This window comes from Acidilobus saccharovorans 345-15, assembly GCF_000144915.1.
GTDB classification, from domain to species: Archaea; Thermoproteota; Thermoprotei_A; order Sulfolobales; family Acidilobaceae; genus Acidilobus; species Acidilobus saccharovorans.
In genome coordinates, this window is record NC_014374.1 from 814184 (window position 1) to 837872 (window position 23689).

General features: G+C 58.4%; 23 protein-coding genes. 13 read left to right on the forward strand and 10 right to left on the reverse strand.

The features are described 5' to 3' along the window. Nucleotide 1 precedes the first annotated feature (1 nt). Nucleotides 2-706 carry an ABC transporter ATP-binding protein gene (locus tag ASAC_RS04015; protein WP_238523585.1) on the reverse strand — a complete coding sequence of 235 codons (705 nt, stop codon included), beginning with the start codon at nucleotides 704-706 and terminating at the stop codon, nucleotides 2-4. Beyond that, the gene (locus tag ASAC_RS04020; protein WP_013266720.1) at nucleotides 693-1415 is read right to left on the reverse strand and encodes an ABC transporter ATP-binding protein; all 723 of its coding nucleotides are present in this window, start codon (nucleotides 1413-1415) and stop codon (nucleotides 693-695) included. The genes ASAC_RS04015 and ASAC_RS04020 overlap by 14 nt, the downstream gene beginning before the upstream one ends. Nucleotides 1416-1587: 172 nt before the next feature. Here ASAC_RS04020 and ASAC_RS04025 point away from each other — a divergent pair, with 172 nt between their 5' ends. The 6 genes from ASAC_RS04025 (at nucleotide 1588) to ASAC_RS04050 (ending at nucleotide 10312) form a co-directional block, all read left to right on the forward strand. After that, a complete protein-coding gene (locus ASAC_RS04025; RefSeq protein WP_013266721.1) occupies nucleotides 1588-2538 on the forward strand; it encodes an isoaspartyl peptidase/L-asparaginase in 951 nt (316 codons plus the stop codon). Nucleotides 2539-2674: 136 nt separating this feature from the next. Further along, on the forward strand, nucleotides 2675-5563 hold the full coding sequence (locus ASAC_RS04030; protein WP_013266722.1) for an ABC transporter substrate-binding protein: 2889 nt from the start codon (nucleotides 2675-2677) through the stop codon (nucleotides 5561-5563). 222 nt (nucleotides 5564-5785) lie between these two features. After that, nucleotides 5786-6727 carry an ABC transporter permease gene (locus tag ASAC_RS04035; RefSeq protein WP_013266723.1) on the forward strand — a complete coding sequence of 314 codons (942 nt, stop codon included), beginning with the start codon at nucleotides 5786-5788 and terminating at the stop codon, nucleotides 6725-6727. Next, the gene (locus tag ASAC_RS04040) at nucleotides 6724-7686 is read left to right on the forward strand and encodes an ABC transporter permease (RefSeq protein WP_013266724.1); all 963 of its coding nucleotides are present in this window, start codon (nucleotides 6724-6726) and stop codon (nucleotides 7684-7686) included. Before ASAC_RS04035 ends, ASAC_RS04040 begins: the two co-directional genes overlap by 4 nt. Continuing rightward, a complete protein-coding gene (locus ASAC_RS04045; protein WP_013266725.1) occupies nucleotides 7683-9047 on the forward strand; it encodes an ABC transporter ATP-binding protein in 1365 nt (454 codons plus the stop codon). The genes ASAC_RS04040 and ASAC_RS04045 overlap by 4 nt, the downstream gene beginning before the upstream one ends. Beyond that, a complete protein-coding gene (locus tag ASAC_RS04050) occupies nucleotides 9044-10312 on the forward strand; it encodes an ABC transporter ATP-binding protein (protein ID WP_013266726.1) in 1269 nt (422 codons plus the stop codon). Before ASAC_RS04045 ends, ASAC_RS04050 begins: the two co-directional genes overlap by 4 nt. A 217-nt stretch (nucleotides 10313-10529) precedes the next feature. Here the strand turns inward: ASAC_RS04050 and ASAC_RS04055 are convergent, their stop codons facing one another. After that, nucleotides 10530-11624: an ATP-NAD kinase family protein gene (locus ASAC_RS04055; RefSeq protein ID WP_013266727.1), complete on the reverse strand. Its 1095-nt coding sequence runs from the start codon at nucleotides 11622-11624 to the stop codon at nucleotides 10530-10532. A gap of 64 nt (nucleotides 11625-11688) precedes the next feature. Between ASAC_RS04055 and ASAC_RS04060 the strand changes: the two genes are divergently transcribed. The 4 genes from ASAC_RS04060 to ASAC_RS04075 are packed head-to-tail and all read left to right on the forward strand — an operon-like array spanning nucleotide 11689 to nucleotide 15431. Then, a complete protein-coding gene (locus ASAC_RS04060) occupies nucleotides 11689-13416 on the forward strand; it encodes a hypothetical protein (protein WP_148217136.1) in 1728 nt (575 codons plus the stop codon). 59 nt (nucleotides 13417-13475) lie between these two features. Beyond that, the gene (locus ASAC_RS04065; protein WP_013266729.1) at nucleotides 13476-14159 is read left to right on the forward strand and encodes a nucleotidyltransferase domain-containing protein; all 684 of its coding nucleotides are present in this window, start codon (nucleotides 13476-13478) and stop codon (nucleotides 14157-14159) included. Nucleotides 14160-14199: 40 nt separating this feature from the next. Continuing rightward, complete coding sequence (gene ribH / locus ASAC_RS04070) at nucleotides 14200-14667, forward strand: 6,7-dimethyl-8-ribityllumazine synthase (RefSeq protein ID WP_013266730.1); 468 nt, start codon at nucleotides 14200-14202, stop codon at nucleotides 14665-14667. 2 nt (nucleotides 14668-14669) lie between these two features. Then, the gene (locus ASAC_RS04075) at nucleotides 14670-15431 is read left to right on the forward strand and encodes a GTP cyclohydrolase IIa (protein WP_013266731.1); all 762 of its coding nucleotides are present in this window, start codon (nucleotides 14670-14672) and stop codon (nucleotides 15429-15431) included. On the opposite strand, the gene ASAC_RS04080 is transcribed toward ASAC_RS04075, so the two are convergent. Together ASAC_RS04080 and ASAC_RS04085 are read right to left on the reverse strand one after the other, a co-directional pair. Then, nucleotides 15421-15885, reverse strand: coding sequence for a hypothetical protein (locus ASAC_RS04080; RefSeq protein ID WP_013266732.1), 465 nt, complete (start codon nucleotides 15883-15885; stop codon nucleotides 15421-15423). The genes ASAC_RS04075 and ASAC_RS04080 overlap by 11 nt on opposite strands. Before the next feature lie 12 nt (nucleotides 15886-15897). Next, nucleotides 15898-16398, reverse strand: coding sequence for a DUF2299 domain-containing protein (locus tag ASAC_RS04085; RefSeq protein WP_013266733.1), 501 nt, complete (start codon nucleotides 16396-16398; stop codon nucleotides 15898-15900). 73 nt (nucleotides 16399-16471) lie between these two features. Between ASAC_RS04085 and mtnA the strand changes: the two genes are divergently transcribed. Both mtnA and ASAC_RS04095 read left to right on the forward strand, forming a co-directional pair. Then, complete coding sequence (mtnA, locus tag ASAC_RS04090; RefSeq protein WP_013266734.1) at nucleotides 16472-17575, forward strand: S-methyl-5-thioribose-1-phosphate isomerase; 1104 nt, start codon at nucleotides 16472-16474, stop codon at nucleotides 17573-17575. A gap of 55 nt (nucleotides 17576-17630) precedes the next feature. Then, a complete protein-coding gene (locus tag ASAC_RS04095) occupies nucleotides 17631-18920 on the forward strand; it encodes an NADP-dependent isocitrate dehydrogenase (protein WP_013266735.1) in 1290 nt (429 codons plus the stop codon). On the opposite strand, the gene ASAC_RS04100 is transcribed toward ASAC_RS04095, so the two are convergent. From ASAC_RS04100 to ASAC_RS04120, 5 genes are all read right to left on the reverse strand, one after another. Continuing rightward, nucleotides 18907-19590, reverse strand: coding sequence for an HAD-IB family phosphatase (locus ASAC_RS04100; RefSeq protein WP_013266736.1), 684 nt, complete (start codon nucleotides 19588-19590; stop codon nucleotides 18907-18909). The two genes, ASAC_RS04095 and ASAC_RS04100, sit on opposite strands and share 14 nt — an antisense overlap. 93 nt (nucleotides 19591-19683) lie before the next feature. Further along, entirely contained in the window at nucleotides 19684-20214 is a 531-nt protein-coding gene (locus ASAC_RS04105; RefSeq protein WP_148217137.1) for a DUF123 domain-containing protein, read from the reverse strand. Nucleotides 20215-20342: 128 nt separating this feature from the next. Then, nucleotides 20343-20783 carry a YbbN family protein gene (locus ASAC_RS04110; protein WP_048812801.1) on the reverse strand — a complete coding sequence of 147 codons (441 nt, stop codon included), beginning with the start codon at nucleotides 20781-20783 and terminating at the stop codon, nucleotides 20343-20345. 80 nt (nucleotides 20784-20863) lie between these two features. Beyond that, on the reverse strand, nucleotides 20864-21457 hold the full coding sequence (locus ASAC_RS04115) for a DUF981 family protein (protein ID WP_148217138.1): 594 nt from the start codon (nucleotides 21455-21457) through the stop codon (nucleotides 20864-20866). Nucleotides 21458-21568: 111 nt separating this feature from the next. Further along, complete coding sequence (locus tag ASAC_RS04120; RefSeq protein ID WP_013266740.1) at nucleotides 21569-22453, reverse strand: P-loop ATPase/GTPase; 885 nt, start codon at nucleotides 22451-22453, stop codon at nucleotides 21569-21571. A 78-nt stretch (nucleotides 22454-22531) separates the two neighbouring features. On the opposite strand from ASAC_RS04120, the gene rtcA reads away from it, so the two are divergent. Further along, nucleotides 22532-23593, forward strand: a complete 1062-nt coding sequence (rtcA, locus tag ASAC_RS04125; protein ID WP_013266741.1) for an RNA 3'-terminal phosphate cyclase — start codon at nucleotides 22532-22534, stop codon at nucleotides 23591-23593. Nucleotides 23594-23689: the final 96 nt, after the last annotated feature.

Below are 23689 nucleotides of genomic sequence, written 5' to 3' on the forward strand. Positions count from 1 at the left end.
CTTAGGTCACCTGGAAGAAAGTCTTCCTGACGTCCTCCAGCTTGCCGACCTCCTCGGCCCTCCCAAAGATCTTGGCCCTGCCCATCTCCATAACCATCACGTAGTCGGCCACTGATATAAATGATGGGTTCTGCTCGGCTAGAAGTATAGTTATCCCCAGTGACTTGAGCAACTTCACGTAGCCCACCACCTTGGACACCATCAGCGGGGAGAGGCCCGTTGAAGGCTCGTCGAGGAGCAGGACCTTCGGCTTAGAGACCATGGCCATAGCCATGGCCAGCATCTTCCTCTGGCCACCCGAGAGAGAGGCGGCCCTGAAGGAGAGGAACTTCGAGAGCTCAGGGAAGTACTTAACTGCCTCCTGGACAACTCTGCTGTCCCCTGTCCTCGCGGCAAGCTTTATGTTATCGGACACGGTCATGTCAGGGAAGACAGGGTTATCAGTTATCATGACCAGCCCCATCCTGGCCCTCTGGAAGGACGGCGTGTGAGTTACGTCCTTTCCCTCAAATGTTACGCTGCCCTTAATGGCAGGCAGTATGCCCGCTATAGTCTTAAGGGTTGTAGTCTTTCCAGCCCCGTTAAGTCCAAGTATCAGCGTGGTGGTCCCCCTCTCCAGCGAGAGGCTCAGGTCCCTGACGACCACGAGCTTTCCGTAGCCTGCCCAGAGGCCCTTGACCTCAAGTATGGGGTTATTCGACTGCACCCTTCTCACCCAGGTAAATCTTTATGACCTCCTCGTTATTGGCTATGTCGTCGTAGGTCCCCTCGGTGACCTTCCTGCCCTCGTTCATTACTATAACCCAGTCGGCCACGGACTTCACCATCTTCATTATGTGCCCTATGTAGAGCACTCCAACCCCCTGCTTGGCCACGGCCCTTATCTTTGAGGCCAGGCCCTCAAGCTCGTCAACGCTCAGGCCAGCCCCTATCTCATCAATAAGAAGGTACTTGGGCCTGGCGGCTAAGGCCCTGGCAAAGTCGAGGAGCTTCTGCTGCTCTGCGTTGAGCTCCGAGGCCAGCTTGTCTGCCATGTTATAAATGCCCACGTACTTAAGCGCCTCCACGGCGGCGCTCATCGCATCCTCCCCCTCAAGGCCCGCGGCGTAGATGGACGACACCATGACGTTCTCCAGCACCGTGAGGTTCGGGTATGGCTTGGGTATCTGATAGGTCCTAGCTATGCCAAGCCTGGCCCTCTTGTACGATGGTAACCTGACTATGCACCTGCTGTCAAGCCTTATCCTTCCCTCGTCTGGGGTCAGGGCCCCCGTCACAAGGTTGACAAACGTAGTCTTGCCTGCGCCGTTAGGGCCTATGAGGGCCTTTACCTCGCCCCTCTCTATGTTCATGCTGAAGTGGTCAACCGCGATCAGCTTGCCGAAGCTCTTGACCAGCGACTCCGCCTCTAGCAACCCTTCTTCCCCGCGCCTTGTGTAGGGTTTTCTGGTAGGAAAGAAATATGTGTAACCCCGACCCAGGTATTAGTTTCCCGCCCCTTAAGAGCCCTGTGCGAAGACCCCCAGTTACGTTCAAAGTCCTAAACCTTAAAGTCCTAGAGATCGCAGGCCTGCGAGGAGGCCGACTATGAACATAGCCGAGAGGCCCATCAGGCTCTCGAGGCCCGCCGTGGTAGTTCACGGCGGAGCCGGCGCGTGGAAAAACGCCGACAAGGAGGCCGTGAGCAGAGCAATAAGGGAGGCCCTGGAAAACGGCATGAGGGCCTCAAGGAACGGGGGCAGCGTTGAGATGGTCGTTGAGGCTGTGGCGTCCATGGAGGACTCCGGCGTCTTTGACGCTGGCGTGGGCTCGGTGCTAGACCTGAGGGGCCACGTAACTATGGATGCTGCCGTCATGAGGGGCCACGACCTGAGGGCTGGCGCTGTGGCGGCCGTGACATATCCGAAGAACCCAGTCAGGCTGGCGAAGGCAGTTATGGAGAGGACCCCGCACGTAATGATAGTGGGCAGCTGGGCTGACGAGCTGGCTAAGAGAATTGGCCTTGAGCCCTTCCCAGGGCCCAGCAGGAGGTCGCTGGAGAGGTGGAGGCAGCTCAAGGAGAGCGGCGGGGGCGACGACGAGCTGGCGAGGAGGTGGATCGCCATGGCCAAGGAGGTGGGCCTCGACACCGTGGGGGCCGTTGCCGTGGACTCGGACGGAAGGCTGGCGGCCGCGGTGAGCACCGGGGGCGTGATAATGAAGTTCCCCGGCAGGGTCGGGGACTCCCCCATTGTTGGGGCCGGGCTTTACGCTGACAGGCTCTCGGCGTTTGCGGCCACGGGCATAGGGGAGTACATCATGTCACTGGGCCTCAGCCTTAGGGCGTCGCTGGCCTACGCTCAGAGAGGGGACATTACACAGGCCGTGGAGTCCCAGATAAAGCTCATAACGGATACCTTCGGCCCTGGCACCGCGGGCCTTATTGGGATAGACTTTATGGGCAACGCGTGGGGCGATGCGAACACTAACGCAATGCCGTGGGGGGTAGCCGACGGCACGAGGCTCCTGGTGCTTGGCCTACCTGAGGGCCACCCCTAGAAACCAAAATTGTAATATTAAAAGAATAAAGTAAATTTTTGAAATGTATATATGTTAATGGGTCCCTTTCTGATAGGATAAGCCTTAAATATTCCCATTGGGAGGAGTCTCCCAGTGCCAGGAAAGTGGTGATTTTATGAAAGGCAGGCATAGTATAGGTTCAAATAACAGAAGGTCCCTCTCGACCACAGCCCTCGCGGCAATAATCATTGTAATAGTGGTTATAGTGGCCGTAGGCGGTTACCTTGCCTACACGTCTACCAGGCACCATGTAACTACGACTTCTCCTACCACTACACCTGTTACTACTACAAGTACCAGCCCGACGACCACGACAACTACCACCACTACCACTACTACCACCCCTATATCACCTACCTACACCATGTCGCCGGCGGCCCTCAGCTCCTACTCAACCACCGCGGGCTCCCCCATATCGATAACCATATCAACATTTACACCATCAGCTGGCAGCTACGTCCTCGTCTACACAGGCAATGGATCTGTAATTAACACCACCAAGTCTTACGCATCAGTATACTACGCTTACCCAGGCCACTACCTGGTGTACTACGCCATATATAAGAACGGCCAGCTCGTGGGCAGCTCCCAGGGCAACCTGCTTGAGGTCCTCGTGGCCCCGCCGCAGTTCAACGAGAGCTACGCCCAGCTCATAACAGTGCCAGTGATAACGCTCGTCAGCCCCACCACTCCAGTCGTCAGCGTGGGCCAGCCGGTCAACCTCTCGGCGGGCTTCCTGCAGCCGCCCTCGGGCACCAACATGACCATAGAGGAGTACGTCTGGAACCTCGGCAACGGCACGACGATAACTATACCTTCAGTCAACGGCACGGGCTACGCCGAGCAGGTGTGGCTAACAGGGTCAGGCAACACCACTTACCTGGAGCCGAAGGAGAAGTACATAAAGGTAAGCTACAGCTCCCCAGGTCTCTACGCCGTGTCGCTCACGATAGTCACTGAGAACATAACTACCAAGGCAACGTACAAGTATACCACGTACTACACCATAGCCGTCAGCTCTACCAGCTCGCCGTTCGCTGTATTCAGCCCACTCATAAGTGTGCCTAACCCAGGCACCATTGTGGTTGCCGAGAACGTGCCAGGAGGTCCCTTCAGCTTTGACCCAGACATAGACTATGAGAGCGTGGGCTTTGAGGTCATAGCCAACATCTACGGAACACTTATACAGTACTTCGGCGCTAACACGACCAAGTTCATACCGATGCTTGCCGAGTACGTGCCGACCGTCGGCCATGGCATTAACTCCAACTACACTGAGTACACCTTCCAGCTGAGGCCAGGCCTCAGGGCCGCCAACGGCGACCCCATAACAGCTTATGACGTGTGGTACAGCGTCATAAGGGACATGCTCTGCGCCGGCGGCACTCCGGGAACCCCAGGCTGGATACTCACGCAGTACCTCATACCCAACTACACGCCGTTCACCTTCGTTGTGACCTCCCCCAACGACACTCAGGGCGCGGAGGAGATCGTGAACGCCATAACCTACGACAACACCACCGACACGGTGACCTTCCACCTGGCACAGCCGACATCGCCTGAGGCGCTCTTCACCGCAATAGCTGACCCACTTGGAGGAGGGGTCCTTGACGCCAAGTGGCTTGAGGAGGTCGGCGACGGCATAAACCTCACGGGGCTCTACGACCACAACCTCACCCAGCTGGCGGAGGCCTTCTACAGCTACGAGCAGACCTGCAGCGAGGGGAGCTACAACACGGCGGTCCAGTGGCCCTCGGGCCCAAGCGCTGGGTTCACCGGGCCATACTACATAGCCGTTTACACGCCGGGCCAGAGCGTGGTTCTCAAGCCTAACCCGTACTGGCCCACGAACATAACTTACTTCCCGAGGCCCAACGACACCGTGATCATAGAGTGGGTCAAGGACCCGACGACCGCTTACGAGCTGTTCGCCTCAGGCCAGGCCGACATAGTGACTGGACTGCCTAGCAGCTTCATACCTAGCCTTGAGGCCCTCGAGTCCAAGGGCCAGGCAGAGCTCTACGAGTTCCCAACGCTCAGCGAGTTCTTCTTCGTGTTCGTAAACAACGTGAGCCAGTCAGCGCTTCACCAGCTCAACCCGGCCTACCACATACCGAGCTGGTACTTCGCCAACCCGCTCGTCAGGGAGGCCTTCGCCTACGCCTTCAACTACACCGAGTACATAGACGACATAGTTGGCAACGTGAAGTATCACTTCAACTTCGGCAGCCTTTACTGCGGCGTGCTCATACCTGGCCTGAACTACTACTTCCCGCCGTCTGAGCTCACCGGGTGCCCGACCTTCAACCTCACATACGCTAAGCAGCTGCTGGAGGAGAGCGGGTTCTACAACATAAGCGTCTACTTCCCGATAGTGATATCAAGCGGCGACACCACCGACTACACCGCCGCCCAGATGTGGGCAGCGGCCCTGCACAACATAGACCCGAACATAAACGCTGTGCCAATATACTTGCCGTTCTCAACCATAATAAGTGACGAGATACCAGGCCAGAACCCAATGCCATTATACTACCTGGGCTGGATAGCTGACTACCCGCTGGCCTCGGACTTCATAAACGCCATGTACGAGCAGGGAGGAACGTACCCAAGCCCTGACGGGTGGACCGTGCAGTACTTTGAGAACCTCAGCGCGTACTTCAACCAGTCAAAGATAAGCTACCCGGGGCTGAGCCCGAGCGTCGAGCCTGAGATAGGCAAGTGGCTCTGGCAGGAGGCCATGGAGTACCAGGAGCTGAACAATGTAATCACTAAGGCCGACGCCGCCGAGCTAGCCAACAACGTGACTGCCGCCTCCACCTACTACAAGCAGGCTGAGGACATGGCCATAGAGCTCTACATGTACGTCTACACAATACAGCCCAACGAGTACTGGGTCATCAAGCCGTACATGCACGGCTACATGGGCATGATATCGTGGGAGGAGAACCCAATGGTTGGGGGCTCCGGCGACAGCTGGTACTTCTGGTGGGTTAAAGGTTAGCCAACAGATTTTCAAATAATAATCTTAATATTTTATTGATTTTTCACACCCTAACGCTTTTTAGGTTCCACTTTTGTTCTCCGTTGCCGTGGAGGGTGGTTTAAAATAAAGCTCTGGCAATACATACTTAAGAGGGTTCTCTACTACATACCCACGCTAATAGGGCTCACAGTACTGGTCTTCGCTTTAATTCACGTCGGCGGAGTCACAAAGCTCCTAGCCATGTACATAAATCCAAGGCTCACGGGGCCCGCAAGGCAGCAGCAGATCCAGATGCTAATAGAGAAGTTCCACCTCAACCAGCCCCTCTACGTTCAGTACTTCTACTGGCTTGACGCGGTGCTTCACGGCAACCTTGGCTTCACTGCCACGAGTTTCTTCAGCGGCCCCGTTACCCAGGCCATAGAGATCTTCTTCCCCAACACGGCAATGCTAGCAATAGTCGCTGGCATACTTACATGGCTTATGGGGATACCCCTGGGCACCTGGTCCGCCGTCAGGAGGGACAAGCCAGATGACATAGCTATAAGGGTCATCTCATATGGCCTTTACGGCATGCCTATCTACCTGATAGCATTTGCCCTGATAATCATCTTCGGGGTCTACCTCAAGGCGTTGCCCATCTCAGGAACCGTCAACACCGCCCTCCTGGCCGGGGTCAGCTGGTACCGCGATGGAACCTCCTACCCCACTCACGTGATACTTATAGATGCAATAATACACAGGGACTGGCCCGTGGCCCTGAGCGCCTTTGAGCACCTGCTGCTGCCCGCATTCACGCTGGCGCTGGCCGTCATGGCAGGGGTCATAAACATACTCAGGGCCTCCATGCTTGAGGTCCTGGACCAGGACTATGTTAAGTTCGCCAGGTCCAAGGGGCTGCCGGAGAGGGTTGTTATAAACAAGCACGCCAGGCCGACCGCTATGTTCCCGGTCTACACGAACTTCGCCTACACAGTGGCCGGCATGCTGAGCGGCGTAGTTGTCGTTGAGGACGTATTCAACTACCCTGGCATAGGCTACTGGCTCACTCTTGCCATGGAGGAGAACGACATGGGGGGAATTATGGCCGGGACCCTGCTCTTCGGCCTGATATTCATAACGGTCAGCCTCGTGCTTGACATAGTGTTTGCCCTTAAGGACCCGAGGGTGAGGCTGGGATGAACATGCTTGCCACAGTAGCTGCGGCCGCCGCCTTCGTGATCTTAGCGCTTTCTGTGACGTTCGCCAGAGGGCGGAGGTCCCTCTCAATTCTGACGCCCGAGAGGAAGCTCTCCCTTCAGGTGTTCTTCTCAAATAAGCCCGCCATAGCCGGCCTCATAATAGTCCTAGCGTATGTTATTGACGCCCTGCTCGTCCAGTTCGCGCCGTGGGCGCTGGGCCTCAGGCACCCCTACGTGCTGGTTCCTAACTATGCCAACCCTATACCGCAGCCCCCGTCCTGGAAGCACCCCCTGGGCACAACTTACCCGGGCGTTGACCTGCTCAGGGCTGTGATAAAGTCAATAAGGGTCGACTTAGCCCTCTCCGTCGCAGTCGTGCTTCCAGGGGCCTCCATTGGGATAGTCATAGGTATACTGGCCACCTACCTGGGCGGCATAGTTGACGACGTGCTCATGAGGCTCACGGACATATTCTTCAGCATCCCCTACCTAGTCCTAGCGGTTGCCGTGGGCTACGTGCTTGGGAGGGACCTGAAGAGCCTCCTAATAGCGCTCATAGTTGTCTGGTGGCCGCTCTACGCCAGGTACACCAGGAGCGTCACGCTTCAGGTGAAGGAGATGACCTTCATAGAGGCCGCCAGGGCCGCCGGGGCCAGCAACGTGAAGATAATGTTTAGGCACATACTTCCCAACGCCCTGCCCCCAGTGCTGGTGCAGATGTCAATGGACCTCGGGACCATAATGCTCGTCATATCAACGTTGGCCTTCATCGGCTTCCTGCCAGTCTCCAACTTCCCAGAGCTGGGCTACCTCACCACGCTTGGCATCCAGTATCTCACCACAGCCCCCTGGACGGTCATAGTGCCCGGCTCCTTCATCGTGATATTTGCAGTTGCGGTCTACTTGATGGGGATGGGCCTCATGGACGTGATTAACCCGAGGAGGAGGAGCTCGCTATGAGTGGGAACGACAGGGCCCCAGTGGTTGTAGTCAGGAACCTCAGGCTCGCGTACTACACCAGAAGAGGCATCTACAAGGCGCTGAACGGAGTTGACCTGGAGATCTACAGGGGTGAGGTGCTCGGAGTGGCGGGGGAGAGCGGCTGCGGCAAGAGCACGCTGGGCCTCACAATAATGGGCCTTATACCCAGGAACGCCGCCGTAACTGACGGCCAGGTCCTTGTTGACGGCTTTGACGTAGTTGCGCCTCTCAGGGAGTACTTCAAGAAGGCAAAGAAGTTCAAGGCCGATAAAAACGAGGACGTTCTAAAGAGGCTCCACAAGAAAATGATGAGTATAAGGGGCACCAAGATATCAATGGTGTTCCAGGAGCCTATGACAACTCTTAACCCTGTGCTGCCAGTGGGCTACCAGATAGCTGAGGTGGTGCTTCAGCACAACCCCGCGCTCCTGGCCAAGAGGAGGCTTGCGAGGGCCAGGGCCACAAAGGACGACGTTAAGACCATCTTAGGTTACCTCAAATCTAACGACTATGACAACCTGAGGGAGTTCGTCAAGGCTAGGGGGCTCGAGGGCCTTGATGACCAGGCTATAGCTATCTGGAGAAGGAAGGACATACATGACATAGTCAAGGAGCTCAGGATCCTTAACCTCTGCTGCCAGAAGATCAGCCCAATGCTAGCGAAACCCCTGGAGGACGTGGCCAGGACGAACAGGATACCTAAGACGCCGATCATCTCCTCAATCGTGAGGAGGGAGCTCATCAAGGAGGGCTACATCAAGGCGGCCGAGTTCCTGGGCCTGCTCGGCATGCCCGAGCCCGAGAAAGTGGTTAAGATGTACCCGCACGAGCTGAGCGGCGGCATGAGGCAGAGGGTTGTCATAGCCACAGCTATGATTAATAGCCCTGAGCTAGTAATACTTGACGAGCCCACCAGCGCCCTGGACGTGACCATACAGGCCCAGATACTGGAGCTCCTCAAGGAGCTCAAGGAGGACATAGGCTCAGCCTTCATGTTCATATCCCACGACCTGAGCGTGCTGTACCAGGTCTCCGATAGGGTAGCTATAATGTATGCAGGGAAGGTGGTCGAGGTAGGCCCCAAGGAGGCTGTCTTCAAGGAGCCCAAACACCCCTACACGCAGATGCTCCTTGAGGCCGTGCCTACCATAGAGCCGCACGAGCTCAAGGGCATAAAGGGCGAGGTCCCTGACCTGAGGAACCCGCCGAGCGGGTGCATGTTCCACCCCAGGTGCCCGTTTGCCATGCCGGTCTGCAGGTCCAGGGAGCCCCCGACCGTAGATCTCGGCAATGGGCATAGGGTGGCCTGCTGGCTTTACGCCGGAGGTGAGAGGCAGTGATAATAGCTGGAAGGAACCTTAAGATGTACTTCCCAGTCAAGGGCGTCAGAGGGGCCTACGTAAGGGCTGTCGACAACGTCAGCGTTGAGGTCAAGGAGGGAGAGATAGTAGGCCTGGTGGGCGAGAGCGGCAGCGGGAAGAGCACCCTTGGAAGGCTGCTGATAAGGCTCCTTGAGCCCACGGCAGGCGACGTGCTGTTCAAGGTGCCTGACAACGAGCTTGAGAACTATGACGCCGCAGTTGAGAGGAACGACCTTGAATCGGCCAAGAAGATAGCGTCCAGGTACTCCATCCTCAAGCTGAGGGGGTCAGCCCTCAAGCAGTTCCGCAGGGAGGTCGGCATAGTTTTTCAGGACCCCTACTCGTCGCTTGACCCAAGGCTAAGGATAGCAGACATCATAGCCGAGCCAATGATAGAGACGGGCTTTGCCAGCAGGGACAAGGCAATGTCAAGGGTCTACGACCTCCTGGAGGAGGTGCAGCTACCCAGGGAGTTCGCCGACAGGTACCCGCACGAGCTCAGCGGAGGGCAGAGGCAGAGGGTTGCCATAGCCAGGGGCATAGCCACCAACCCTAAGTTCGTCGTGCTCGATGAGCCCACCAGCGCCCTGGACGTCTCAGTTCAGGCCGAGATACTTGAGCTGCTGAAGGACCTTAGGGAGAAGTACAACATGGCCATGCTCCTCATAACTCACAACATCTCCGTGGTCTCATACATGGCCGACAGGATATACGTTATGTACGCCGGCAAGCTTATGGAGAAGGGCCCCAAGTCGGCCGTGATAAAGAGCCCCGCCCACCCATACACGCAGGCGCTGATATCTTCGGTGCCCCAGGTGGGTAAACTGATGCAGAGGGTGGTGCTCAAGGGAGACGTGCCCAGCCTTGTCAGCCCTCCCAAGGGGTGCAGGTTCCACGAGAGGTGCCCGGTGGCAGTGGCGACCTGCGGGTGGACCTCTGACGAGGTCGCAGAGGCCCTCACCAGGCTCTCTGAGGCCAGGTACTCTGAGCTTAGCAACAGGCTCTCAATTAAGGTAATAGACGAGCTTACCCTGGCCGTCAGCGGCATCTCATCAGAGGAGCTGAAGTCCATAATAGACAACGAGTCGGAGGGGGTCAGGGCCCTTAAGTCCATAGAGTCGGTCAAGGAGGAGGACGGCAGGGTCATTATAAAGCTAAGCAGGTACGCTGAGCCCCCGATGCGGGCTGTCTCCGAGGGCCACTATGCGGCGTGCCACCTGGTTAACCCAAGGCTTCAGACCTGAAGCCTTGAATAGAGATCTTTTCTTAGCCTGACCCCTTATATATACTGGGCCAGTAGTAGGAACAGCGGTGACAGGGGAGAGGGCCACTAAAGGGCCGCAGCGCCAAAACCTGAGGGTTCCAAGCCCTCAGGCCAAAGCGCCGCGACCCACTGGAACCCTCACGGCCTCAGGCTGTGGGGGCTTCCGATGACCCTCACCCCTGTCACCTCCTGGACCCTCACTCCACCCTGATAACCGCCTCCTCGCCATATCCAACTGTGACCCTTCTGTAGCCCCTGAGCTGCCTGTTAAGCTCCTCATCGCCGGTGTCGACACGGAGCACCTTAAGCCTTGAGATCTTGTCCTTGGTTGCGACTATTATAATGTTGTTTACTCCAACCGCCCTTATCACCTGGGGGCTGAGCTGCTGGTTCCCCCTACCCAGCAGGAAGCCCTGGCCTCCAAGCGGGGATAACACAACCTTAGCCTTATGGTAGGTCCTCAGCAGGCCGAGTATCTGGGCCTCGTTGAGGTCCAGGCCCACCACCTTGCCGTCGTAGACTGCGTCCACGCCGAGAAGGGTCTTAGGGACCCCCAGCTCCTCGGCTATCGCTGCCACCGAGGTCCCAGGCCCCAGGAGGTAGAGGGTCCCTGGCTCCATGTTCTCAACTACGTACTTCGCTATGGACTTAAGCTCCTCCAGGTCATGCCTTGAGGAGTCCTTGCCCTCCAGCACGACCTCCGGCGCCCTGGGGACCATGGCGTAGCCGTAAAGCCTGACCATGAGCTCGCCCCTCCTGAATGCCTCCTCGTCTATGTCAAGCACCTCGGCCCTGACCAGCTCGGCCTCCCCGCTGAGGAACTTCCTCAGGGCCTCAGCCGCCGCGGCCGGCGTCTCGGCAAAGACCCCGCTGTACATCTTAACCCCTGAGGGCACGCCGAGTATTGGCACCCTGCAGCCGACCGCGCTGATTACGTCCCTGGCCGTGCCATCCCCTCCAACGAAGACTATTAAGTCCACCTGACTCATCATCATAGAGGCGCACCTCCTGGTGTCCTCAGCGCTCGTCAACTTGCCTTCACTCGCGCATCGAATCACCGCAGGTCTGAGGCCCTCCTCAGCGGCCTCCTCCTCGCCCATGATGCCGTTGGGAGCCACTACCTCCACGCCGCGAGGCAGGGACCTCAGGAACTCCCTGGCCCTTGAGGGGGCCACGGGCTTTGAGCCAAGGCTAAGGGCCTTCAGGTAGGCGTCCCCGTCCGTCCCCTTCAGGCCCACCCTGCCCCCCATGCCAGCTATTGGGTTGACTATAAGCCCAACCCTGCCCTTCATTTTGCTTCACTTTCAGCGGGGGGTGAGGGATGCTCTTTAACCTGCGCCACCTGTGGTGAAGTTAATGGGCAGGAGGTCCCTGAGCGAGGTAATAGGCGCCTTCATAGTCCTTGGCGTGGTGCTCCTCGCCGCCATATCGCTCGTCAGGATGGGCTCCGAGATCGTAGGCTACTCGGAGAAGGTGTCGTCGCAGCTCTTTCAGAGGGCAGCGGAGGAGGCGACCCCTCCTAAGCTAGAGCTCCTGGTAAACGGCTCCAGGCTTTACCTGATGGTGTCGCCCAACTCCCCGCTTAACATCTCCTATGCTATAGTTGAGGCCAACGGCAACGTGTTTATAGAGAGGGTTAACAGGCTGGTCAGCTCATCGGAGGCCCTGCCGCTGCCGGGCAACTACTCCGCCTGCCAGAACGTGAGCGTGTACCTGGTGACTTCGAGCGGGGCCATGTTCGCCTACTCGGCGTCCTCAGATCCGCTCATAGCTAAGGCGTGCGGGTGGAACATCTCCGACGCCGGAGGGGGCTACCAGGCGACGGGGCCCTCGCAGGCGTACCTTGGGCCGGACTCCTACCCGGCCGCCCTTGACATGGTTTACATCTCTGGGCTCGACGGGGGTAACTCCACGCTTGAGTACCTGGGGGAGGTCAACGTGACTGTCCACTTGTCGGGGAAGCTGCTCAGCTACATCAACGTAGTTGTCACCTCAGGGGGCAGGAGCCTCAGCGGGACAGTGAACCCCTCGGCCGGCGACTACGTGACCTTGCTGGGCTACATTAACGTCTCCGGACAGAACCTGGCGGTGGCAGCCTACGATATACCGAGCAGGGGCGCGGTGGGCATAGCAATAGGGGGCCCGGGCGACCTAGTTAACTACACGGGCCGCGTCAGCGTCAGAGGGTTCATCTCTAGCCCCTACACCACTATCCTGTCGACTGTCCTGGCGTCGCTGGTGGGCTACTCGGGCAACTTCACCTCTAAGTGGTTCATAGGCAACCCCATAATTAACACCACGTACTACTACCGCTATAACTCCACCGCGACGGGCTACGGCTCAACCCTGGGGCCCATAAACCTCGCCTACTACGTGATGTTCTACCACGACCCGCTGATATACTGGCCCACCACGATAAACCTTAACGCCTCCCTGAGCCTGAAGGTCTACCACGTCACGGGAGGCTCCTACGTGAACATCAGCCTTCCGTCGCCGCTCTCGCTCTACTCAGTGCCGGTCTACACCAATGCCAGCGAGAGGGCCTACGTGGCCGGGAAGCTAATGGCAATGTACGGCCCCTTCAAGGTAACTTTCCAGACCAGGCTGGGCGAGGCCTCCGAGTACTTCGGTAACGGCACCTTCCTCATACAGAGCAGCTCAATATCTGTGGAGTCCCCCGAGCTGGTCATGATACCGATAACCTCTAACCTGACCTTTAACTACACTAACTATGGCAGCTACGTCAGCGGCGCCGCCTGGGCCAGGCGCGCGTTCTACGTGGAGCCTCTCGCGTACCTGCTTGAGGTCAACGACTCCTCCTACAGCGTGTTCCTGTCGCCCTCAGTATATAACAGCAGGCCCGTACTTGTCAACGGGGTCCTGGAGTCAGGGCCCGTGCTGGCCGTGATACCTGGAGCTAACGTGACCCTGCCCTGCCCTGGGCTGCTGTTCCCCGCGCAGGTTGAGGGGCTCCGCGTCTCCCTTGGAAGCCCCCTGGCGGTCGGGCAGTCCCTGCCCCAGCTCAAGCCAGGGCTTTACCTTTACGTGTGCTCCGACCAGGAGTACTGGCTTGTTTACTCATGACGCGGCCACGCCTCAATCAACTATAAGCCCTTGGCTTAACACAGCAGGCCAGAGGAGGCTTGATACAGGGGGTAAGGGTAAAGTACGACTCTGAGCGATGGGAGATCCTGCGGGGGAAGAGGGCCCTGGCCGAGGTCCTGCTGAGGGCCCTGGGCGGGCTCAGCGCCTTCGTGTACGGCAGCGTTGCCAGGGGTGACGTGAGGCCGTCCAGTGACGTTGATGTAGTAGTTCTTGATAACGTGTCCCCATTCATGGTTGAGGTCAGGCTTGAGGCCGCCGGCCTGAGGCCGTACGCCAAGGAGATAGTCCAGGCGACCCCCAACTACGTCCCAAAGGCTTACATTTACCTTGACCCAGACCTCAAGGTCACCGTCAGCTTCCCCCTGGGCAGGATGAGGAAGAGGGAGGCCGAGTTCTACTCCTGGGGAGGGAAGCTTGACCTGGACGGCCTCAGGAAGGGGCTCAGGGTCCCGGGGGTCAACAAGGAGTTGAACCTAATAGTTCCCACGGAGGACGGCCACATAGAGTACCCCGTGGCCGGCCACGAGGCTGAGGTGGCGAGACTGCTTAACATAAGCTTGGACACCGTTGAGGAGAGGCTTAGGGTCCTCAGCAGGAGGAGGGAAGTGGGGAGGACCGGCACCTTCCTTAAGGTCGAGGTTCCCCCGGACGAGCCCATAGAGGACGCGGTGAGGAGGATTGCGGGGAGGAACGAGTTCTTCAGGAGGGCCGTGGACCTCTAGGCTTTTATTTTGAAGGGCACTAGGCAGGTGGGAGCTGAAAATGTCGGCGCAGCCCGTGAGGATAGCCCTCGTGGTCTCGGAGTTCAACTATGACATAACCAAGATGATGGAGGAGAAGGCGCTGAGCCACGCCAAGTTCCTCGGGGCCGAGGTGCCAGTGGTGTTCCACGTGCCAGGCTTCTTCGACTCCCCCTTTGGCGTGGCCCAGGTGATAAAGCTTGACTACGTTGATGCGGTTGCAGTGATAGGCGCCGTAATCCAGGGGCAGACAAAACACGACGAGCTGATAGCCAACCAGGCCACAAGGGCCCTCGTGGACCTGTCGCTCCAGTACAACAAGCCCGTGACACTCGGGGTCATAGGCCCAGGGGCCTCCAGGGCCCAGGCCCTCGAGAGGATAGAGGAGTACTCAAGGAGGGCCATAGAGGCCGCCGTGAAGCTGGTAAGGAGGCAGAGAGAAATGTCAGCCCTCAGCTACACTCCGGGCCAGACGCTAGTGGTGGAGTGATCTTGAGCGAGTGCGTCAAGGTAACACTGGTGGAGCTCGCGAGGTACAGGGAGTGGACAGAGCTGCTCGGGAGCGACAGGGAGTGGAGGATACAGGAGGAGCAGTCAAGGATTTACAGCAGGGCGCAGGAGGCGGCCTCCTCAAGGGGAGGCCTTGCCATACCCCTGAGGTACGACTACCTCCTACTCCTCACCAGCGGGCTCTCGGATGGCGACATAAGGGCCATAGTGGACTCCATAAGGGAGGAGTCGCCCGTTGAAGTGAGGTACTCCACGGCCGCCTCACGAAGCCCTGCCGCGGCTGTTTCAATGGCATTCGCGCTGCTAAGGGGGAACGCCGGAGGCCAGCGGGAGGGATGCAGCCAGGAGGTCTCGGTCCTCGGCCACGTGGACCTTGACGACGTTACAGGGCTTACCGAGAGGACCGACCCCCTGGAGGCCTTCCACAGGGTTCAGGAGCTGCTCCACTACGTCTCAAGGGAGGCCAGGCTGTACGGCGGCATAGCTCAGTACCTTGGAGGTGACAACATACTTGTGGTAATGCCTGTTGACAACTACGAGGCCCTCGCCAGGAGGCTCTCCGAGACTGACAGGGTTAAGGTTGGGGTGGGAGTTTCGGTCACGCCTAGAAGGGCCGCTGAGCTTGCCACTAAGTCGCTCGACTGGATCAGGAGCCACAGGGGGGCCGCCTACGTAAAGGTCATGGATGACCTTAGGGCCCCCGTGACGGCCTCAAGCGGTGAGGGAAAGGCCGCTAATACATGATACCCCTCGTGGCGATCTTGATGGGACCCCCGGCCCTCCAGGAGTGACCTCGGGGGAACTCCAGGGGCCCCTCGAGCTCCTTTAGGCCTTCCTCCTCATTCCCAGCCCACAGCTTGGCCCAGGCGGCCAGGACCTTGGAGTCGTCGAGCGCCCTTTGAGGCGTGTCATCTGTGGCCGTTATGTCTATCCCTACCGACGTCGTAACCCTAGATATAGGTGTTATTGGGCCGCACGTGTACATAAGTACAAGCCCCCCGTAAACAGTGGCATACCATAGGGAAAGCCTGACGGAGTCCCACCCAGCTGGAGGGCTCCACTGAGAGAACGAGAGGTAGGCGTCGTTTATCGCTTTCTCAACCTCAGGCTCTGCGGCGAGCGGTGCGCCCTCAAGGGGGGCGGCCACCTTAAGGCACCTGGAGGACGCCAGGATGGCCGCGGGCTTCACCTTGACCAAGACGAAGGCACCTCACATGTGGATAACCGTGCTGAACCCAGGGCCCTGGTCCACGTGGGCCACCTCTGCGTTGAAGAAGCTCACTATGAGCGCATACTCATTGACCAGCACCCTCACGCTCTCGCCTATAGCCGAGGGCCCTATGTTCTCGTCGTATATTACCTTGCTGACAACTATCGTGTCCGGTAAGTCGAGCTGGGGCTGAAACACTATTATGCAGGATGGGCACAGTGATGTTACGTTGACCAGCAGCTGGCTCATGAGCTTTGCCCTTTCCTTTGGAGCCATTGAGGACAGCGCTGCCTTGTGCTGGTCGGCCACCTTGACGACCATGCTTATCACCAGCCTGTCAGCCTTGGTCTTGGGCTTCTGAACCCCCAGCAGGACCCTGAGTGGGGCCTTCACGGTAGCGTTGAGGGCCCACTCGACCGGCGCCCCCGCGGGCACTGGAACCTCGTCAACGTCTATCTCCTCGTCCTTGAGCCACCTGGCCACGTCGTCCTTGAGCCCCAAACCAGACGCCTGATAGCTTCTAACTACACACAGTTATTAACCTTCTCAATGCCGTTAACCTTGGGCGAGAGCTTTGCTGGAGGACCTGCTGTCCAGGCTTGACAGGCTCAAGGAGTTCCTTACCATAAAGCCCCTCTACTACGACCTCAACACTAACGAGTTCGTCTGGATAGACACCAGGCAGCTGCCCTGGAACGAGGTCTACATAAGGACTAAGGACTACAACAGGGTCGCCAGGGCCATAAAGGACATGGAGATAAGGGGCGCGCCGGCCATAGGCGTCACGGCGGCCTTTGGCCTCACGCTGGCGGCCGTGCACTCTAAGGCTAAGAGGGCTGAAGAGCTGATGAATGAAATAAAGGAGGCCTACGGCGTCCTCGCAGCCACCAGGCCCACGGCCTACAACCTGTTCTGGGCCCTTGACAGGACGTGGAGGGCCGCGCAGAGGGCCTTTGAGGTCGAGAACGACGCTGACGCCATAAGGGAGGCCGTGCTGAGGGAGGCCTTCACCATATACGTCGAGGACGTTGAGAACAACGTAAACATGGGCAGGAACGGGGCCAAGCTAATAGATAACGGCGACAGGATAGTGACGCACTGCAACACCGGCTCCCTCGCAACCGCGGGCTTTGGAACGGCCCTGGGAGTCATAAGGTACGCCTGGCACGAGGGCAAGAGCATAAAGGTATACGCTGACGAGACGAGGCCCCTGCTCCAGGGCGCCAGGCTGACGGTGTGGGAGCTCAAGAAGGACGGCATACCCGTGACCCTGATAGTTGACGGGGCCTCAGGACTGCTCTTCAGGAGGGGCATGGCTGACCTTGCAATAGTTGGCGCTGACCGGATAACGCTCAGTGGTCACGTGGCGAACAAGATAGGCACCTATAACCTGGCGCTCGCGGCCAACGCCAACGGCAAGGAGTTCTACGTGGCGGCCCCCACGAGCACGATACAGCCCGTGGTGGGCGAGGACTCAATAGTTATTGAGGAGAGGTCGCCGGACGAGGTGAAAACGGTCCTAGGCCGTCTAACGATAACAGTTGATGACGTCGAGGCCTGGAACCCAGCCTTTGACATAACGCCCCCCGAGCTCGTGTCTGGCATAATAACTGAGAAGGGCGTGGCGAGGAGGCCCTACGAGAAAACTTTAAAGGAAATCATAGGCCTAACGGAATAAAGCTACATTTAACCTTTTTAAAGCCTCGTATGTACCCCTCTGCCTGGGACCTTTCATGGTCTCTCACCCCTGCACTGCAGACGAGGCTAAGCCTCCTTCGGAGGGCCAGCTGGCAAGGTTTGAGAACGGCAAGCTCATAGTACCTGATAACCTGATAGTGGCCTACTTCAAGGGAGACGGCATAGGGCCTGAGATCGTTGAGAGCGCCAAGAAGGTGCTTGACGCTGCCGTTGACAAGGCCTATGGCGGCACCAGGAGAATAGTTTGGTGGGAGGTGGCCGCCGGCGAGGAGGCCCAGAAGGAGTGCGGCTCCCTGCTGCCTGATGGAACGCTTCAGGCCTTCAAGCTGGCCCGCGTCAACCTCAAGGGGCCCCTGACCACCCCCGTGGGAGGAGGCTTCAGGAGCCTCAACGTGACCCTCAGGATGGTGCTTGACCTATACTCAAACGTCAGGCCAGTCAAGTGGTATGGCCAGCCGACCCCGCACTGCCACCCAGAAAAGATAGACTGGGTGATATTTAGGGAGAACACTGAGGACGTCTACGCTGGCATTGAGTGGTCCTTCGACAGCCCCGAGGCCCAGAAGCTGAGGGACTTCCTCAAGAAGGAGTTCGGAATAGAGCTGACCCCGGACACGGGTATAGGCATCAAGCCAATATCCAAGTGGAGGACGCAGAGGCACGTCAGGAGGGCAATGGAGTGGGCCATAAGGAACGGCTACAAGCACGTCACAATAATGCACAAGGGTAACATAATGAAGTACACTGAAGGCGCTTTCAGGCAGTGGGCCTACGACCTCATACTCTCGGAGTTCAGGGACTACGTTGTCACCGAGGACGAGGTAAACACTAAGTATGGAGGCAAGGCGCCCGAGGGCAAGATAATAGTTAACGACAGGATAGCTGATAACATGCTGCAGCAGATAATAACTAGGCCCGGCGACTATAATGTGATAGTGACTCCCAACCTGAACGGGGACTACATAAGCGACGAAGCCAACGCCCTGGTGGGCGGCATTGGAATGGCCGCAGGACTTGACATGGGTGACGGCGTGGCCGTCGCCGAGCCCGTCCACGGCAGCGCCCCCAAGTACGCAGGCAAGAACGTCATAAACCCGACCGCCGAGATACTGAGCGGCATGTACCTGCTCAGCGACTTCGTGGGATGGCCGGAGGTCAGGCTGCTGGTTGAGTACGCCGTCAGGCAGGCAATTGCCCACAAGCAGGTTACCTATGACCTGGCCAGGGAGATGGGAGGGATAACACCGATATCGACTACGGAGTACACGGATGTCCTAATTGACTACATAAGGCACGCGGACCTCAAGGCCCTCAAGGGCCAGTGAGGCCCTCCCACTTTTGTCCTTCACCCTCTATTTTCTTCAGGAGGTCGCACACCTCTGAGAGCCTGTTCACCCTATACTTCGCCACGCCCTCGAGGGACGCATCATCACCCATGGCAACCGGGTAGCCTACAAGCTTCATGGCCCCTGCGTCCCACTGCGAGTCGCCGACATACATGACCTCGCCGAGGCTAACCCCGAGCTCCCCTGCGAGGAGCTTTATGGCCCTGGCCTTGTTGACCCCCACCGCCGCCACGCCCCCGGGAACCAGCCTCCACCTGGAGTCAAAGCTCAGCTGGTTCGCCATCCACAGGTCAGCGCCAACCACGTCAGCGACCCTTGCGACTAGGAGGTCTATGCCTCCACTCAACAGGGCTATCCTCTTACCCATCCTGTGGATGCATATCGAGACCTCCCTTATGCACGGCCTCAGCGGTATCCTTGATAATATCCTCTCCAGGTCCCACCTCGTTATCTGGCCTCCTGTTGCCTCAACCCAGAGGCCGGTGTCCAGCCTAAGCCAGTCCTGGTATGTTATTTCGCCTCTCTCGAACATTTCAGCGTACCGCCTGGCCCTGTCGGCGACCCCAAGGGTCTCGTGGACGAAGCCCCAGCTGCTCTTAACCTCTGTAAGGACGCCGTCAACGTCAAATATCACTGCCTTAACCTTCAATGTCCCGCGGGTCCCCCGGCCCTGGGGGCCTGGGGGCTTTATGATTTTTAACCCATAAGGACCTTAGTCGAGGTGAACGGGCACCTCAATTGCTTATGTCCCACCGACATGGTCATCACCAAAATCAACAAGTGTCCCCACAGACTTGAGAAGCGACACCACCGCGGCCCTGTCGCTGCATATGAACATGTGAGGCCTCTTAGAGTCCGTGGCCCCAAGCATTCCCACGGGCCTCAGCGATTCGAGCTCCATTAGCCGCCCGGCCAGCTCGTCCTCCGCCTTAACGCCAGAGCTCCCAACCCTGTAGAATATGAACTCGACGGAGGCTGCAGCCCTCGATATGCAGTCTACGTGCCACCAGCAGCGGTCGGCACCCCAGAAGTGCCTTGAAATCCTCGACCTAAGCCCTCCTGGCCCCCCGGCGCTGCCTACATATAGCACAAGCCCTGGCCCGGCCGAGCCCAACACCTTGCCTCCTCTGCCCATAACGATAACTGGGCTGTCGAGCCTGAAGCAAATGGCGTAGACCCCCTTACAGGAGGGCAGAGCGTCAACGACGCCGTCAGGGCGGCGTCTGATACCCCGGAGAGCGTCACTGCCCCTAAGGGCTCCCTCCGGGCACAACTTACTTCACCCGCCGCCTTAGGTTGATGCACGTAGGTGGAAGTATTATACTTATGTGCGCTTATATGTGCTAGGAACCGGGCCTGCGCCATGAGCAAGCCAAGATTAGGCCGTCGCTGCCCTGTCCTTTACTTTGGCCTGGCCCGCGGGACGCAGGGCCTGACGCCCAAGTTTGAGGCCACGTACTTCTTCAGCTCCGACAGCGAGGGAACGCCTATCATGCGCAGTTCCTTGAGCAGCCTCCCCTGGGACACAACGGCCCAGTAGAGCGTAGGGGAGTCCTTAATCTTGAACTGCTGGAAGGCCCTCCTTGCCATCGTGTCAAGGCACATTGTAGTGAACCAAGTGCACGAGACCACGTAAATTGTCGCCCTACAGTAGTACATTTCAACTATGTCAGGCATCTTGAGGTCCAACACAGCGCAGGAGGCGCACCAGTTGTTCCTAAAGTATATCAGGTTCAGGCCGTCGCTGAGGGATGATGGACTTAAGCAGCCGGCTTTTGACCAGCCCTTACCCTTGCTGTAGACGTAAACGCCTTCGGCCTTAGGTATAACATCTGATGACACTGCCCTGCGCCTCAGCCCTCCCCTATTCAAGTGATGAGAAAAGAAAATAACAGGAAAAGGACGAGTTTGTAGCTCATTATTCACCCGTAGAAGGGTACCCACTTTGCCCAGTCGGCCGTGTGCTCAAACGTGGCCATGCCACCTATGTATGCTGACAGCAGGGCTGCCAAGACGAGCAGTATTACCTCTAGGTATGCGACGTACTTTGATGACTTGCTCAGGTTAAGGAATGGACCAAGTATTCCAGAGAGCCCTACCAATACGAACAGCGCCGCCGCTGCTGCAGGAGAGTTAGTTAGGTGATACTTAGCTATGTCAGCTGCATATATCAGGACAGAGATGGAGAGGAACGCTATGGCTATCGTGGGGCCCTTGAGGTCCACGCCGGCTATAAGGGCGAGGCCTATCATGAGAAGCGCGACCCCGTAAAGGGCGTATGGATCCATAAGCACTATGTTGTAAGAGCTTGGCAGAGGCCACGTCATGGAGCCCCAGAGGCCCATCACTAAGGCGTAGACGCCTATAGCAAGGAAGGCGTACCCAAAGCCCCTGTCGGCCTGCTGCCCCCTGCCCATGACAAACCTGTAGGTCACCCAGGCGGCCGCCGTGAGGAGCCCCCAGGCCAGCACAGCGAGCCAAATGTCGAGCGTGTCCACGAATAGAGGATCCGCCACGCTCCTTCCCCTTTCTCTAGTTAGAGATCACGATATTTAAGGTTTTCTCTAATGAGAGTACGTTCGTACCCCTATTGACCCTAAATAACGCGGGGCCGCTGAAGGCGATCCTTAGGCTTTGCCTCCCGAGGTCGCCGCGCTCTTTATCGCCTCAACTATGGGGTCCGTCACCTCGGGCCCGTAGCCCTCGCGGGGGTCCTCCAGCAGGGGCAGCTCAACCTTGCTCACGTAGCCCGTGAGCTCAAAGAGCTCCGAGGCCTTGGAGACCCACGGCTTGCCGTCCATTACTAGGATCTCCATGGCGTTCCTGTACCTCCTCCCGTCGACTATGTAGGCCTCGCCCGGCGACACCAGGACAACCAGGTCTGGGGCGGCCGAGGCTGAGGTGGGGGCTGCAACGTCGCTGTTAGACTCTATTACTACCACATCGCTTGACCTCTCCTCAAGAGCTATGCAGCTGTCGGCGGCCTCGTTGGCTGAGCCCATGAATATGCCCTCGGCGACCTGCTCATTTACCTGGACCGGGGGAGGCGTCAGGTATGAAACTATGTCCTGGACCTCCTGCTCAACGGGACGGGTGACCCTTGAGAGCGCGGCGGAGTTGACCAGGTGGACGCTGGAGCTGCCGCCGACGCAGCTTGTTATCCTGAGGAGGGCCGCCCTGGAGTACGGCTGTGAGAGCGAGGCCTCATACGCTGTCCTGCTGGGGTACTTCGACCTTGGCGTGGGGACCAGCAGGGCCCCGACGGGGTTCACTATCTCCACTGGGAGCCTCTCGCCCGACGCCTTGTACAGCACGTATCCGTCCTCCGTGGTTAGGATGTGAAGCCTGCGCGTGTATGCAGCCGCGTCTGGAGAGCCCCACAGGTCCGTGGCGCCCACCGGCTTTGAAGGCGCCGCAGTAAAGCCCTCCCGTATCAGCTGAGCTGTTAAGCTCGCCGCCAGCGTCGTCTTGCCTGAGTTCCTTGGCACTAGGCCTGCCACTAGCACCTTCAACTTCTGTCCCCGACTCGTGAAACAGTAAGCCTTTATCTCATATACGGCTTAGCCTCTGTCGTGGCCAGAGGGAGGCAAATGAAGGTGCTCCAGGTGGACGGCAGCATGGGAGAGGGAGGGGGCCAGGTGCTGAGGACGTCATTAGCCCTGGCGGCTGTCCTTGGGGTGCCGGTGAGGGTCTACAACATAAGGGTCAAGAGGTCAAGGCCTGGACTACAGCACCAGCACCTGGAGTCCGTCAAGGCCATAGAGGAGATGTCGCACGGCAAGGTTGAGGGCGCCAGGCTCGGCTCCACCGAGGTGACCCTTTACCCTGGCAAGATATCAGGGGGCGAGTACAGCTTTGACATAGGCACCGCGGGCAGCATAACGCTCCTGCTCCAGGCCATAATGCCGCTCATGGTCGCCGCCGAGGGCGAAGTCAAGGTCCGCGTCAGAGGGGGCACGGACGTGCCCAAGTCGCCCCCGATAGACTACTACCGCTTCGTCCTGAGGCCCCTCCTATCTAAGTTTAACGTAGAGCTAGACTTAGACCTCATCAGGAGGGGGCACTATCCAAGGGGTGGGGGCGAGGTCGTAGTTAAGGTTAGAAGGAACGGGGCCCTCAGGCCCGTTGACCTGGTGCGCGCGGGGAGGCTCATCAGGATCGAGGGCCTCAGCCACTGCGTCAGGCTCCCAGCGCACGTGGCCATAAGGCAGGCTAGGGCTGCGAGCGAGGCGCTCAGCGGCCTCGGGGTGCCAGTCAATATTGAAGCTGAGCATTACGAGGGCAGGCCAGACCCGCACCTGGGCCCCGGAAGCGGGATCGTGGTGTGGGCCCTCACGGAGAACTCCGTCCTGGGCGGCGACTCCCTTGGAGAGAAGGGCAAGCCCGCGGAGCGAGTTGGCAGGGAGGCGGCCACCTCACTGATGCAGGACCTCTTAACTGGGATGGCGCTGGACAGGCACTCCTCTGACATGCTTCTAATATACGCTGTCCTGGGCAGCGGGGTCAGCAGGCTGGGAGGAGCCTCGCTGACCTCCCACGCCAGCACGGTGGTGGAGCTAATCAAGATAATGGCCCCTGAGGCCTCGATATCAGTTGAGGGAAAGCCTGGGTCGCCCTTCACTGCAACAGTCAAGGGCCTGGGCCTCCTGTAGGCCGCATATAATCAGCCACCATGTAGTCCGTTAATGACGCTCAGCTGCTGTATATGAAGTATAACCCTGTATTTACGTGTATACATATTAGCATAA